The sequence below is a fragment of the Arthrobacter sp. 01T425 genome (genome assembly GCF_056398725.1).
Genome location: NZ_JBFTPY010000021.1, coordinates 55,042 through 68,419, shown reverse-complemented (window position 1 = coordinate 68,419; position 13,378 = coordinate 55,042). Strand labels below are relative to the sequence as shown.

Here is a 13,378-nt window from a genome sequence, read left to right as displayed (position 1 = left end):
CGAGCGGACGTTGAGGGTGTTGGCGGAGCCGGCGGAGGCCAGGCTGGTGGTGCGTATGCGCAGGATCGCGCCGGTCAGTGTTTGCCCGGGCGGGGCTGCCGGGACCTGGAACCGGAGCACGGTCGTGGCGTCCGGTGAGCCGTAGACCGCCAGCGAGCCGCTGGTGCCGAAGTCCGTCGTGGGCGCCGACGCGGAGGTGTAGGTATCCGCCGCACTCTCCACCGCCAGCACCGTCGGCACCGCAAGGGCGGTGGGGGCGGTGATGAACGTCAGTAGGAGCGCCGCGGCTCCGGCAGCGCTAAACCAGCGGATACTTTTCATCAGCGGCCCTTCGACTGGCCGGAAAGACAAAAAATACCGGCTTGGTGACGTTCCCTAGGGGTACTTTGTCATCCCGTGCCTGCCTGAAGTCAATGGGCAGGCCCGCCAGGAAGGGCGTTTGGACGCCAAACCAAAGGTTTTCCCCAGATTGGGCCGGAATCCCGCCGGGCCGCGGCGGAGCGCCAGCGGGCCGCTCAAAGCCCCGGGCGCAGCCCGATCGCCGCAAAGACGGGCGCCATCTGCCGGGAGGTCGGCAGCGACGCGATCACGATCCCGTCGAGTTCGCCATAGAAGGCTTCGCGGGCCCGGGCCAGCGCGGCCCGGAGCCGGCATTCGGTGATGAGCGGGCACGTCCCGCCCGTGGCAATGCAGTCGGCCGGATCCAGGCGGGTGTCGAGTTGCCGCAGCAGCTGGCCGACCGTTGCGGTCCGGCCGGCGCTGCTCAGCCGGGATCCGCCGTTGCGGCCGCGTTCGACGTCGATCAGGCCCAGTGCGCGCAGCTTCGCCATCGCCTTGCTGACGTGGTTGTACGGCGTGCCGACAGCGTCGGCGATGCTCTGGGTGGTCAGGAGCCCGCCGTCCGGAGCGGCCGCGAGCACCAGCAAAGCGCGAAGGCTCACATCGGCGAACGCATTGATCTTCATATCCCCAGCCTAAGGGCGGTCTAGTCCACCCAGACGGCGGGCTCGTTGGTATCGGCGGCCAGCTGGCCGAACTCGAGTTCGTGCGTCCCGGCGTTCGCTGCGTAGGGCAGCACGGCGGCGAACAGGGAGCCGTCCTGGTGCTCTGCCGCGACGTGGATGGCGTCCGAGTCTTCCTCGAGCAGCGTGATGTCGCAGACGACGGCGGCGGCCCGGAACTCCTCCCGGTGCTGCCGGAGCAACTCGTGGAGGTCCCGGATCATGGCGTCCGCGTCGAAGTCGGCGTCCGATCCGTCGCTCGCGTCCGCGGGTGTGACTGCCACCAGCCGGACTTCGCCGTCGTTCTGCACCACCAGGGCGAAGGGCAGGAAGCCGCCGTTGCGTTCCAGCTGCTCCTGCGCGGCACCGACCCCGGTGCCGAGCAGGTTCTCCAGGTCCGTGGCGCTGGCGTCCGGCACGGACTCGCGCCAGGATCCGGTGTTGGCGGATTCTTCCGGGTGTACTGCCACCGCTAGCCCCGGACCAGCGCCAGGACGCGGTCGCGGACGCGTTCCATGGTGGCGGCGTCCGTGGCTTCAACGTTGAGGCGCAGGAACGGTTCGGTGTTGGACGGGCGCAGGTTGAACCAGTAGCTACCGTCGGTGGCGATGAAGGTGCTGCCGTCGAGGTAGTCGACCTCGACGTCCTCGTCGTGGAAGTCCTCGCGGACCCGCTCGACCGCGGCGGCCTTGTCCTCGATTTCCGAGTTGATCTCACCGGATGACCGGTACGGCTCGTATTCGCGGCCGAGTTCGGAGAGCGGGCCCTCCTGTTCGCCCAGGGCGGCGAGGACGTGCATGGCGGCCAGCATGCCGGTGTCCGCATTCCAGAAGTCGCGGAAGTAGAAGTGGGCCGAGTGTTCCCCGCCGAAGATGGCCCCTTCCGCGGCCATGACGGCCTTGATGAAGGAGTGCCCCACGCGGGTGCGGACGGGCCGGCCGCCGTGGCGTTCGACGAGTTCGGGCACCGCGCGGGAGGTCAGCAGGTTGTGGATGACGGTGGGCGTGTCTTCACCGAGGCCCTGGGCGCGGGCGATTTCGCGGCGGGCCACCATGCCGGTGATGGCCGACGGCGAGACAGGCTCGCCCTTCTCGTCGATCACGAAGCAGCGGTCGGCGTCGCCGTCGAAGGCCAGGCCGATGTCCGCGCCGTGTTCGACGACGGCGGCCTGCAGGTCGCGCAGGTTTTCCGGCTCCAGCGGGTTGGCCGGGTGGTTCGGGAAGGATCCGTCGAGCTCGAAGTACAGCGGCACGATCTCCAGCGGAAGCTTGGGCAGCAGGGCATCGCCAAGCACGGCCGGGGTGGTGAGGCCGGCCATGCCGTTGCCGGCATCCACCACAACCTTCAGCGGCCGGGAACCGCGCAGGTCCACCAGGGAGCGCAGGTACTCCGCGTAGCCCTTGAGGACGTCCTGCACGCCAATCAGGCCAGTGCTGCCGGCCGCGGGGATGGCGCCGGCGTTGAGGTATTCCTCGGCGCGGGCCTGGATTTCCATGAGCCCGGTTTCGGAGGAGATCGGCACGGCACCGGCCTTGGCCATCTTGATGCCGTTGTATTCGGCCGGGTTGTGGCTCGCGGTGAACGTGGCGCCGGCGGCGTTGAGGGCCCCGCACGCGTAGTAGAGCTCGTCGGTGGAGATCAGGTCCAGCAGCTGGACGTTGGCGCCGCGGGTGGCTGCGCCGTTCGCGAAGGCTTTGGCGAACTCGGGGGAGGAGGGGCGCATGTCCCCGCCCACCAGCACGGTCTGCCCTGTGAGTTCCAGGACGTCGACGAAGGCGGCACCGACGGCTTCGACGATCTCCGCGGTGATGGATTGCCCCACGATTCCGCGCACATCGTAGGCCTTGAACGAGGTCGAGAGGTCAAAAGTCTTTGTCTTGTCCGTAGTCACGCGTCTTATCTTACGTTGCGGCCCTGAGGCTGTGGCCGGTGTCCGCGCCCTTGTCTACACGCCGGATTGTGCACATAGCGGGTACCGGCTTCGTGGCTGTCGGAGGGGGCTGGGATACTGAAGCAATGGCCAGTAACCAGAACGCCCTTTCCAGCACGGCCCTAGCCGGCACCCCATCCTCGACCCGGGAACAGGCCCAGAACGTACTGCGGGAGCTCGTGGGCCATCCTGAAGCCGAGTTCCATGACGGCCAGTTCGAGGCCATTGAGGCCCTGGTCGACGGCGGCAGGCGGGCCCTGGTGGTGCAGCGCACCGGCTGGGGGAAGTCGGCCGTGTACTTTGTCGCCTCCCTGCTGTTGCGCCGCCGCGGCGCCGGGCCCACCCTGATCGTGTCCCCGCTCCTGGCCCTCATGCGGGACCAGGTCGCGGCCGCGGCGCGGGCCGGGGTGCGGGCGGTGGCGATCAACTCAGCAAACCAGCTGGACTGGGACACTGTCCGCGAGCAGCTCGCCGCCGATGAAGTGGACGTCCTGCTGGTCTCGCCCGAACGCCTCACCAACCCGTCCTTCCGGGAAAACCAGCTGCCCGAGCTCGTCCGCCGGACCGGGCTGCTGGTGATTGACGAGGCCCACTGCATCTCGGACTGGGGCCACGACTTCCGCCCCGACTACCGGCGCATCGCGGACCTCATCACGCAGCTCCCGGACACCGTCCCGGTGCTCGCCACCACCGCCACGGCCAACTCCCGGGTGGTGCATGACATCGAGGAACAGCTCGGCAAGGACGTGCTCACCATCCGTGGCGCCCTGGGCCGGGATTCGCTCCGGCTCGGTGTCCTGACCCTGCCCGATTCCCGCGAACGCCTCGGCTGGCTGCTGACCCACCTGCAGGATCTGCAGGGCAGTGGCATCATCTACACGCTCACGGTCTCGGCCGCCGAGGACACCGCCCGCCTGCTGGCCGAGGCGGGGCACGAGGTCCTCGCCTACACCGGCCGCACGGACCCCGCGGACCGGGAACGCGCCGAGCAGCTCCTGAAGGACAACCAGGTCAAGGCGCTCGTGGCCACCTCGGCCCTCGGCATGGGTTTCGACAAGCCGGACCTCGGCTTCGTGGTGCACCTTGGCGCGCCGTCGTCGCCGGTGGCGTACTACCAGCAGGTGGGCCGCGCCGGCCGTGGCGCGGCCAACGCCGACGTCCTGCTGCTGCCAGGATCCGAGGACCGCGACATCTGGCAGTATTTCGCCACCGCATCCATGCCGTCCGAGGAGAAAGCTGCCGCGGTCCTGACGGCCCTCGCCGAGGCAGGCACGGCGGTGTCCACGGTGGCGCTCGAGGCCCGGGTGGACCTGCGCCGCACCCCGCTGGAGCTGCTGCTGAAAGTCCTGGCCGTGGACGGCGCCGTCGAACGCGTCGGCGGCGGCTGGCGTTCCACGGGACAACCGTGGAACTACGACGCCGAGCGGTACGGCCGGATCGCCGAGGCCCGGGTGGATGAACAGGACTCGATGGTCATCTACCAGGACACGGCCGGCTGCCGGATGGAATACATCACCTCGGTGCTGGACGATGAAACGGCCCGCGCCTGCGGCCGCTGCGACAACTGCGCGGGCCGCTGGTTCCGCGCCGACATCGCCGAGGACGCCACGGAGACCGCCGGGCAGACCCTGCGCCGGGCCGGCGTCGCCCTGGAACCGCGGCTGCAGTGGCCCAGCGGCATGGACCGCCTGGGCGTGCCGGTCAAGGGCAAGATCAAGCCGGATGAGGCCCTCGCGGACGGCCGGGTGCTGGCGCGCCTGACGGACCTTGGCTGGGGCGGGGCCCTGCGGGAGGCCTTCGCCGCCGGTGCGCCCGACCGGCCCGTGGACCCGGGCATGCTGCAGGCCTGCGTCCAGGTGCTCCGGGAGTGGGGCACCGGAGATGCCCGGACCGCTGGCTGGAGCGGGGCCGGCCGGCCTGCCGCGATCATCAGCCTGCCCTCCCGCGGGAAGCCGTTGCTGGTGGATTCCCTGGCCCGCGGGATCTCGGAGATTGGCCGCATCCCGTATCTGGGCCAGCTGCAGCTCAATCACGGCGGACCCACCGGCGGCCGCGGCGGGAACAGCGCCTACCGGCTCGCCGGCGTCTGGGACCGCCTGGTGGTGGGACCGGAGCTGGAGGAGGCCCTGGCTGGAATCCGTGGCCAGAGCGTCATGCTGGTGGACGACCTCGTGGACAGCCGCTGGACCCTGACCGTCTCCGGGCGGGCCCTCAGGCTCGCGGGCGCCGGCGCCGTTCTGCCGCTGGTGCTGGGCCAGGCCGGCTGACCTCAGCACCGGCGTGGCGGGGGAGGACCAGGCTGTCCAGGGTGCTCAGGAGCATCAGGACCGCGATGGCCAGGAACGCCGCCCGGTACGGCGCCGCCGGATCACCGGCGACCGCCGTGGATCCCGCGCGGCCGCCTGCCTCGAAGACCCGCAGCAGGAGCGCCCCGACCGCGATCCCGGCCGCGGTGGCGAGCTGCACGAGCGTCGCGGAGACGGCGTTGGCGGACGGCAGCTGGGCCGGGACGACGTCGGCGTACTGCACGGACGCGTACGCCGAGAACCCGATCGAGCGGAACGCCCCGCTGGCCACCAGCACCGCGACAATCAGCGGTTCCGGCGTGCCGGCGTCGAGCAGCGCGCACAGCGCAAAAGTGGCCGCGGAGGCCAGCGACGCGAACACCAGGACGGGCTTGAACCCGAAACGCCGGATCAGGGGCGTCGTGGCGGGCTTGATCCCGATGTTCCCCACGAACACGGCCGACACCATCGCCCCGGCGCGCAGCGGGTCCCAGCCGAAACCGACCTGGAACATCAGCGGCAGCAGGAACGGCACCGCGCTGATGGTCAGGCGGTACACGAAGCCTCCCGTCGCCGTCGCGCGGAACGTCCGCGTGCCGAAGACGGACAGATTGAACAGCGGCGTGCTGGTCCGCCGCATCCAGGCCGCGGCGGCGGCCAGGAACAGCAGGCCCGCCGCGATCCCCGCGGCCGCCAGCAGTCCGGCGTCCCGGCCGCCCATCAATTCCAGGCCGACCAGCAGGGATCCCACCCCGAGCGTGGTCAGGACCAGTCCGAACCAGTCCAGGCGCCGCGTGCTGTCGCCGCGGACTGGGGGGACCAGGCGCAGCGCGGCCAGGAAGGCCGCCAGGCCCAGGGGGAGGTTGACCAGGAAGATCCAGTGCCAGGAGAGGTAGGTCGTCAGCGCTCCGCCCACCAGCGGGGCGAGGACCGGGGCCAGCAGCCCGGGCCACACGAGGAAGGCCGTAGCCCGCAGCAGGTCCTTCTTCGGGGTGCCGCGGAGCACCACCAGCGTGCCCACCGGGACCATCATGGCGCCGCCGGCACCCTGCAGGACACGGCTCAGCGTCAGCATGGTCAGGTCCTGGCTGAGCGCGCAGAGCAATGACGCGGCCGTGAAGATAGCGATGGCAAGACAGAACACCCGGCGGGCACCGAGCCGCTCCGCGAGCCAGCCGCTGAGCGGGATGCCCATCGCCACCGTCATCAGGTAGGCGGTCATGGTGATGTTCACGTCGGCGGCCGGCACCGCGAAATCGGCGGCGATACTGGGTATGGCGGTCGTCAGGACGGTCCCGTCGAGGAACTCCATGAAGAACGTCGCGGCCACCAGCAGGGCCAGCCGCGGGCTCCAGCTGCCCCCGGCCGGGTCCGCGCCGCGCGGGGAGGCGTTCATGCGCGTGTCTCCACGGTCCGGTTCACCCATAGCGCCGGCTCATCCATTGCACTGATTCACCCATTGCACCGGTTCACCCATGGCGCAGGGGTGGTTCCGATTCCAGCACAGCCATGGCGGCGTTGTGTCCGCCGATCGCACTGACGGCGCCGCCGCGGCGGGCACCGGAGCCGCAGAGCAGGATCTGCGGATCATCCGTCGCCACGCCCCAGCGGCGCGCCGGGGTGTCCAGCGGTTCGTCGTCCTCCACGAAAGGCCAGTCGAGGCCGCCGTGGAAGATATTGCCGCGGGGCATCCCGACGGCGCGTTCAATGTCCAGGGTGGTCTTGGTTTCAATGCAGGGCCGCCCGTCCGGATCCGTCATGAGCAGATCCTCGACGGGCTCAGCCAGGACGGAGTTCAGGGAGGCCAGGACGGCTGCCTGCAGTTCGGTGCGGCGGTCCTCGTTGTTCTCCGCCGTGACCAGCCGGTCCGGGACGTGCAGGCCGAAGACGGTCAGTGTCTGGGCGCCGGCGGCCTGCAGTTCCGGGGACAGGATGGTGGGGTCGGTCAGCGAGTGGCAGTAGATTTCGCACGGCAGCGGCGAGGGCACGGATCCGGCGGCGGCGGTGCTGTAGGCGGCGTCGAGCTGGGACCAGGTCTCGTTGATGTGAAACGTCCCGCCGAACGCGGCCTCGGGGCTGACGGATCCGTCCAGCAGCTCCGGGAGGCGTTTGAGCAGGAGGTTGACCTTGACCTGCGCACCCTCGCGCTGATGGTTCGGATTGGGGCCGGCGGCGGCGCCGGCTGACAGGTCGGCGGCAGGCCGGCCGCGCAGCCGGTCGAGGACCACCGGCGCCACATTGGACAGCACCCACCGGGCGGAAGACGAATGGTCCCGCCCGCCGTGGCGGTAGTCCACGGCGCCGCCGGGCCGGACGGCGGTCACGTCCGCGGAGGTCAGGATGGTCGCGCCGGCGTCGCGCGCGGCCCGCTCCAGCTCGCCGGAGACCGCGCCCATGCCGCCGACCGGCACGTCCCAGTCCCCCGTCCCGCCGCCGATCAGGTGGTAGAGGAAGCAGATGTTTTGCTGCAGGTCCTCGTCGTCAGCCCGGGCGAAGGTACCGATCAGCGCATCCGTCAGGACCACACCACGGACCAGGTCGCTGCCCAGCTCCCGGCGGATCGCCTGTCCGATGGGATGTTCGATCATGGCCTCCCACGCCGCGTCGGCCCCGGCCCGGGCGGCGAGGGCCCGCGCCGCGGACCGCGCCAGCAGCGGCGCGGTCATGGTGGGCCAGAGTGCCTCCGTGAGCTGCCGGCACGCGGCGTAGAACGCGGTGAAGGCGCCGAACTCGCCGTCGGGAGCGCCGACGGCGGCGAACGACGCGGCCGTGGCGGCCTCGTCCCCGTTGTCCACCAGCAGGGCCCGGCTGGCATCCGCGGGGTCCGGGGTGTAGGAGGAATAGCGCCGCCGCGCCAGCGTGATGCGCAGGCCGAGGTCGTCGATGATCTGCCGGGGCAGGAGGCTGACGAGGTACGAATAGCGCGAGAGGCGGGCGTCGACGCCGTCGAACGCGTGCGCGGATACCGCTGCGCCGCCGGCGTGTGCCAGCTTTTCCAGGACCAGGACGTCCCGCCCGGCCTTGGCCAGGTACGCGGCCGCGGCCAGTCCGTTGTGGCCGCCGCCGACGATGATGGCGTCAAATTCCGTGTTGCTCGACATGGGCCTATCCTGCCATCCGGATCCGCCGGCGGGCGTGAGGCGTCCGGCCACCGGACGGGCCGGGCCGGGGGGACATGACTTCTGGGGGCAGACCAGCGCGACTGAACGACGTCGATCCGCCCTGATCTGCCCGGGAACGCAAAAGGCCCCGGTCCGAGGACCGGGGCCAAACGCGGAGACGGGGGGATTTGAACCCCCGGTGGAGTTGTGCCCCACACTTCATTAGCAGTGAAGCCCATTCGGCCGCTCTGGCACGTCTCCAATTGCTAATAACTAGCCAACCAAGGATACGCAGAAGGTGCCACGCAGTGCAAAACGGCCGCTCCAGAGCAACGCGGGGTCAGATCCGGCCCATGCGGGGCCGCCGGATGGGCGCTAAGTGACCCCGCGTTGCTTGGGTGTGGGCCTTACGCCTCGGTGCCGGCGAGGGCCCGCCACAGGAAATGCTGGCTGCGGCTTTGCAGGGCCGCCGCCTGCCGGTTGTCCGAAGCCCCCGCGTGGCCGCCCTCGAGCGCCTCGTGGAACCAGACATTGGGGATGCCCATGGCCTGCATGCGGGCCGCCATCTTCCGGGCCTGGACCGGCCCCACCCGGTCATCTGAAGTCGCCGTCCAAATAAACGTCTCCGGGTAGTCCACGCCGTCCTTGAGCAGGTGGTACGGCGAAAACGTCTTCAGGAACTCCCACTGCTCGGGCACGTCGGGGTCGCCGTATTCGCCGATCCAGGAATAGCCCGCGGACAGTTTGGTGTACCGGCGCATGTCCAGGAGCGGGACCCCGCAGGACACGGCGCCAAAAAGCTCAGGGTACTGGGTGAGCATGTTGCCCACCAGCAGCCCGCCGTTGGAGCCGCCCACGCAGCCGAGCCGCTGACGGGACGTGACGCCGCGGGAGATCAGGTCCTTCGCGACGGCGGCGAAGTCCTCGTACGCCCGGTGGCGGTTGCCCTGGAGCGCGGCGCGGTGCCAGTCCGGCCCGTACTCGCCGCCGCCGCGGATGTTCGCCACCACGTAGACGCCGCCGCGGCGGTGCGTGCCCTCGCCCTCTACGCCGCTGGACTCCGCGGTCCGCCGCTCCAGCCATGCCCGGCCGATCGCGCCGCTGTACGCCGGCGTCCGCGAAATCTCGAAGCCGCCATAGCCGGAAAGCTGGGTCGGGTTCTGGCCGTCCAGCACCAGGTCCTTGGCGGCCACCTGGAAGTACGGAACCTTCGTGCCGTCGCTGGAGGCCGCGAAGTGCTGCTGGACCTCGTAGCCCGCCTCGTCGAAGAATGACGGGGAGGTCCGGATCACCTCGTGCGTGCTGGTCACGGATCCGCCGTCGCGGGCGAGTGTCCCGCGGGTCAGGGTGGTCGGCGTCGTGAAGCCGGTGGCCACCAGCCAGAAGTCGTTCCCTGCGCCCGGTGCCTCGCCTTCGGCGACCGAGGCGGCGCCGCCGGTACCGTCGTCGTCCGAGCCTTCGGCGTCGTCCTCGTCGTCCACCGCGAAGGCATTGACGTCGTGCAGGGGCGGGCAGGCGTCCAGCACGGTGGCGGCCCAGGCGGCGTCCGTACCGGGGCGCCGCGGATCCAGGACGTGGATCTCCGAGGACACGTCCCGGAGCAGGTTCAGCAGCAGGAAGTCCCGCGTCCAGCTCCAGGACTGCAGGGAGGTGTGCGGATCGGGCGTGAAGAGCACGGCGAGGTCCCGGGAGCCGGCGAGGAAGTCCTCGAAGCCGGCCGCGAGCAGGGAGCCCGCCGGGTGGGTGGTGCCGTTGACGGTCCAGTCACGCTGCGGGCGGAACAACAGCCATTCACGGTGCGAGCTCAGGTTCACGTCCGCCGGCACGTCGATCTGCACCCATGCACCATCGCGCAGCACCGAGGTGTTCTTCTCGAAAAAGCTGATCCAGTCGACGGCGAAGGTGCGTTCGAAGCCCGGTGTGGAGTCGTGGGCCACGATCGCCATCATGTGGTCCTCGGGAATGTCGAACAGCTGCTCGGCCTGGGCCAGGGACTCGCCGCGGCGCAGCTTCACCCCGGTGCGGGCATAGGACGAGGTGGTCCGCGGCAGATCGTGGGCGGTGGTGGCGACCAGCAGGGTGTCCCCGTCCAGCCAGGAGGCGTTGCCCTTGCCGGTCGGGAGGTCGAAGCCGCCGTCGGCCGGGTCCACGAAGCCGCGGGCCTCGACGTCGAACTCCCGGTGGCGGTTGGCGTCCCCGCCGTCGGGGGAGAACGCCAGCAGGGCCCGCCGGTGGGGTTCACCCGGGGCCGGGCGGAGGAAGTTGGCGCCGTGGAAGACCCAGTCCTGGCCCTCGGCGGCGGCGAGGGCGTCGACATCCAGCAGGACATCCCACTCGGGGGTCCCGGCCCGGTAGCTGTCCCAGCTGGTGCGCCGCCACAGGCCCCGGGGGTTGTCCCGGTCCTTCCAGAAGTTGTAGTACCACTCGCCGTGCTTGCCCACCATGGGGATCCGGTCGGTGGAGTCGAGGACCTCCAGGATCCGGCCTTCCAGATCGGCGTAGTCGGCGTCCTCGAGGAGCTCCTCGGTGCGGGCGTTCTGTTCACGGACCCACGCCAGCTGCTCCTGGCCGTAGATGTCCTCCAGCCAGATGTTCTCGTCGACGGGTTCGGGGGAAGTCCCTCCAGCCGGGAGGGCACCGGTGGCCTCGCCGGACGCGGACGGGTGGTCAGCTTCTGTGGTGGTCATTTTCCCATCCAAGAACATCGGTGCGGCAGTGGCAAGTCACACCGAGGTCAAGCCGGCGGCCGGTTGCCGATACGCTGGATGCCGTGGGCATATCTCGAAGCATCCGGACGGCAGTGATAGGCGCCGGTCCCCGGGGCACGAGCGTGCTGGAACGGCTCCTCGCCAACTGGGCCTCCGCCGGCTCCGCGGACACCCTGCACATCGACGTGGTGGACCCTTACCCGGCGGGCCCGGGGCACGTCTGGCAGCCCGGACAGTCGCGGCTGTACCTGATGAACACGCAGTCCTTCTATCCCACCGTGGTCCCCGAAGACCCGGAACTCGTGCCGCCCCTGGCCGGGCGCACATTCGACCAGTGGCGCGAACTCCAGCAGGCCCACCCGCACCCTTCGCTCACTGACGACGAACGTGCCGAGCTCTCACGGCTCGGCGAGGCGGACTTCCCCAGCCGGGCCCTTTACGGCCGTTACCTGCGGTCCACCCTCGAGGAACTGCTCACCGTGCTGCCGGCCGGCGTCAGCGTGGACTTCCACGCGGCGAGGGCGACGTCCGTCCGCCACGCCGCCGCGGAGGCCGCCGCGGCGCCGGGCCCGGACCTGGCCGCCTCCGGGCCGGCCGGCGCGAAGGACGCTGCGGTGCGGTTCGACGTCGTGCTCGACGACGGCACCGTACTTACCGTCGACTCTGTGGTGCTGGCCGTGGGCCACCTCGACGCGCGGTTGAACCCTGAACAGCGGGAGCTGCTTTCCGCGGCGGAGGAACTCGGTCTCCTGTACGTGCCGCCGGCGGCGCCCGCCGACGTCGACTGGTCCCGGGTGCCGGGAGGCAAACCTGTCCTGGTGCGCGGCATGGGCCTGAACTTCTTTGACGTGATGGGACAGCTGACGGAAGGGCGCGGCGGCCGGTTCGTTGCCGGAGAGGGCAACGCTGAACTGACGTATCTGCCGTCCGGCCGCGAACCGCTCATCATCGCCGCCTCACGCCGCGGCACCCCCTACCGGGCGAAGGCGACACTCACCGGCTACTACCCCGGAACGGTCCGGCTGCGCTACTGCACTGAGGGCGCGATCGCGAAGTTCGCCGACTCCGGAATCCGGCCCTCCTTCGACTACGACCTCTGGCCGCTCCTGCACCGGGACGCGGTCTGGGCCTACTACTCCACGCTCGCGCGCTCGCAGCCCGATGCCATCCTGACCGGCCCGGCCGAGTTCCTGCGCGCCCTGGACGAGTCTTTGCGGCCGCACGCTCACTCGACCGTCAAATGGGAGCACACGGCGGAATCGGTGATTGCCGTCCATGTCCGGGCATCCCACCGCCTGGACCTGCTCGGCCTCGCGGCGCCCCTGGCCGGGCGCTCGTTTGACTCCAGAGCCGAACTGGACGCCGCCGTCGTCGACTACCTGCTCGACGACGCCCGGCGCTCGGCCCTTGGTGAGGACGATCCGGTGAAGATGGCGATCGGCGCGCTGCACCACGGCCGGGCCGTGCTCAAGACCGCTGTGGCCGATAGCGGCATCACGGACGAATCCTGGGTCGCGGGCCTCCGGGGCTGGTTCGAATCATTCGTGGAAGGCCTGGCGAGCGGTCCGCCGGCGCTGCGCTCCGCGCAGCTCGCGGCACTGGCCCGGGCGGGAATCGTGCGCTTCGTGGGCCCTGACCCCAAGTTCGGCGTGGACCGGCGGGCCCGGATGTTCACCGCGGCGTCACCATGGGTGGGCGGCGGAATGGATGAAAGCGCCGACGGCGGGGCGGAAGGTGCCGCGATGGAGCCTGCCGGCATCGGTGGTGCTGCCGCGGGCGGTGCTGGGGTCCGCGGTTTTGTGGGCAGTGCCGGCGTGATCGGTGCTGCATCAGGGACGGCGCACGCGGGTGCGGTAAGGGACCGGACGGAGAACGCTGTGTCCGGTTTTGGGGCGGGGGCTGTGTCCGGTTCCGGGTCGGGGGCCGTGTCCGCGGCGGCGATGATCGAGGCGCTGGCCCCGGCCAACCGGGTGGCCGTCAACTCTTCGCCCTTGTTGGAGCAGTTGCTCGCCGAGGGGCTGGTGCGGCCGCGCCTCATGATGAGCGTGGAGGGGACCCCGGTGCAGACTTCCGGGCTGGACGTCGTCCCGCATCCGTACCGGCCGCTGGGTGCCAATGGGTCCGTGACACCGGGGCTTTACGTGCTCGGGCTTCAGCTCTCCGCCACGCAATGGGGCACGGCCATCGCCGCCGAGGCCCGGCCGAAGACCGGCCCGGTCTACCGCAGCGGCCAGCGCACCTTGCGCGACGCCGACGAGATCGCCCGCGACATCCTGGCCCCCTAGCCCGCACCCCTAGCCCGTAGCCCGCAGCCCGCACCCCCTAGCCCGCAGCTCCGGAACCGCTCAAGAGT

At 70.5% G+C, this 13,378-nt stretch carries 9 protein-coding genes and 1 tRNA gene; 2 read left to right on the top strand and 8 right to left on the bottom strand.

The genetic code is table 11. From position 1 onward, the window contains the following. From AC1DNG_RS19025 to AC1DNG_RS19010, 4 genes are all read right to left on the bottom strand, one after another. Nucleotides 1-321: CBM96 family carbohydrate-binding protein (locus AC1DNG_RS19025; protein WP_476888006.1), on the bottom strand; the 321-nt coding region annotated here is incomplete at its 3' end. A gap of 194 nt (nucleotides 322-515) precedes the next feature. Beyond that, a complete protein-coding gene (locus AC1DNG_RS19020) occupies nucleotides 516-965 on the bottom strand; it encodes an RrF2 family transcriptional regulator (protein WP_018774250.1) in 450 nt (149 codons plus the stop codon). A 20-nt stretch (nucleotides 966-985) separates the two neighbouring features. Continuing rightward, complete coding sequence (locus AC1DNG_RS19015; RefSeq protein ID WP_028278122.1) at nucleotides 986-1,471, bottom strand: hypothetical protein; 486 nt, start codon at nucleotides 1,469-1,471, stop codon at nucleotides 986-988. Between the two features lie 2 nt (nucleotides 1,472-1,473). Then, the gene (locus AC1DNG_RS19010) at nucleotides 1,474-2,892 is read right to left on the bottom strand and encodes a phosphomannomutase/phosphoglucomutase (RefSeq protein ID WP_223914399.1); all 1,419 of its coding nucleotides are present in this window, start codon (nucleotides 2,890-2,892) and stop codon (nucleotides 1,474-1,476) included. A 125-nt stretch (nucleotides 2,893-3,017) separates the two neighbouring features. Here AC1DNG_RS19010 and AC1DNG_RS19005 point away from each other — a divergent pair, with 125 nt between their 5' ends. Continuing rightward, a complete protein-coding gene (locus tag AC1DNG_RS19005) occupies nucleotides 3,018-5,198 on the top strand; it encodes a RecQ family ATP-dependent DNA helicase (protein ID WP_476850613.1) in 2,181 nt (726 codons plus the stop codon). Here the strand turns inward: AC1DNG_RS19005 and AC1DNG_RS19000 are convergent. From AC1DNG_RS19000 to AC1DNG_RS18985, 4 genes are all read right to left on the bottom strand, one after another. After that, nucleotides 5,143-6,612, bottom strand: coding sequence for an MFS transporter (locus AC1DNG_RS19000; protein WP_476888005.1), 1,470 nt, complete (start codon nucleotides 6,610-6,612; stop codon nucleotides 5,143-5,145). The two genes, AC1DNG_RS19005 and AC1DNG_RS19000, sit on opposite strands and share 56 nt — an antisense overlap. A 73-nt stretch (nucleotides 6,613-6,685) precedes the next feature. After that, complete coding sequence (locus AC1DNG_RS18995; protein ID WP_476888004.1) at nucleotides 6,686-8,317, bottom strand: phytoene desaturase family protein; 1,632 nt, start codon at nucleotides 8,315-8,317, stop codon at nucleotides 6,686-6,688. A 173-nt stretch (nucleotides 8,318-8,490) separates the two neighbouring features. After that, nucleotides 8,491-8,578 (bottom strand) — tRNA-Ser (locus AC1DNG_RS18990). Nucleotides 8,579-8,724: 146 nt separating this feature from the next. Then, nucleotides 8,725-11,004, bottom strand: coding sequence for a prolyl oligopeptidase family serine peptidase (locus tag AC1DNG_RS18985; protein WP_476857946.1), 2,280 nt, complete (start codon nucleotides 11,002-11,004; stop codon nucleotides 8,725-8,727). Between the two features lie 83 nt (nucleotides 11,005-11,087). Between AC1DNG_RS18985 and AC1DNG_RS18980 the strand changes: the two genes are divergently transcribed. Further along, complete coding sequence (locus AC1DNG_RS18980) at nucleotides 11,088-13,310, top strand: FAD/NAD(P)-binding protein (protein ID WP_476888003.1); 2,223 nt, start codon at nucleotides 11,088-11,090, stop codon at nucleotides 13,308-13,310. Nucleotides 13,311-13,378: the final 68 nt, after the last annotated feature.

Bases quoted from the DNA above. Each gene is read 5' to 3' on its own strand.
- AC1DNG_RS19020 (WP_018774250.1), bottom strand. From the start codon at position 965: ATGAAGATCAATGCGTTCGCCGATGTGAGCCTTCGCGCTTTGCTGGTG.
- AC1DNG_RS19005 (WP_476850613.1), top strand. From the start codon at position 3,018: ATGGCCAGTAACCAGAACGCCCTTTCCAGCACGGCCCTAGCCGGCACC.
- AC1DNG_RS19000 (WP_476888005.1), bottom strand. From the start codon at position 6,612: ATGAACGCCTCCCCGCGCGGCGCGGACCCGGCCGGGGGCAGCTGGAGC.
- AC1DNG_RS18995 (WP_476888004.1), bottom strand. From the start codon at position 8,317: ATGTCGAGCAACACGGAATTTGACGCCATCATCGTCGGCGGCGGCCAC.
- AC1DNG_RS18985 (WP_476857946.1), bottom strand. From the start codon at position 11,004: ATGACCACCACAGAAGCTGACCACCCGTCCGCGTCCGGCGAGGCCACC.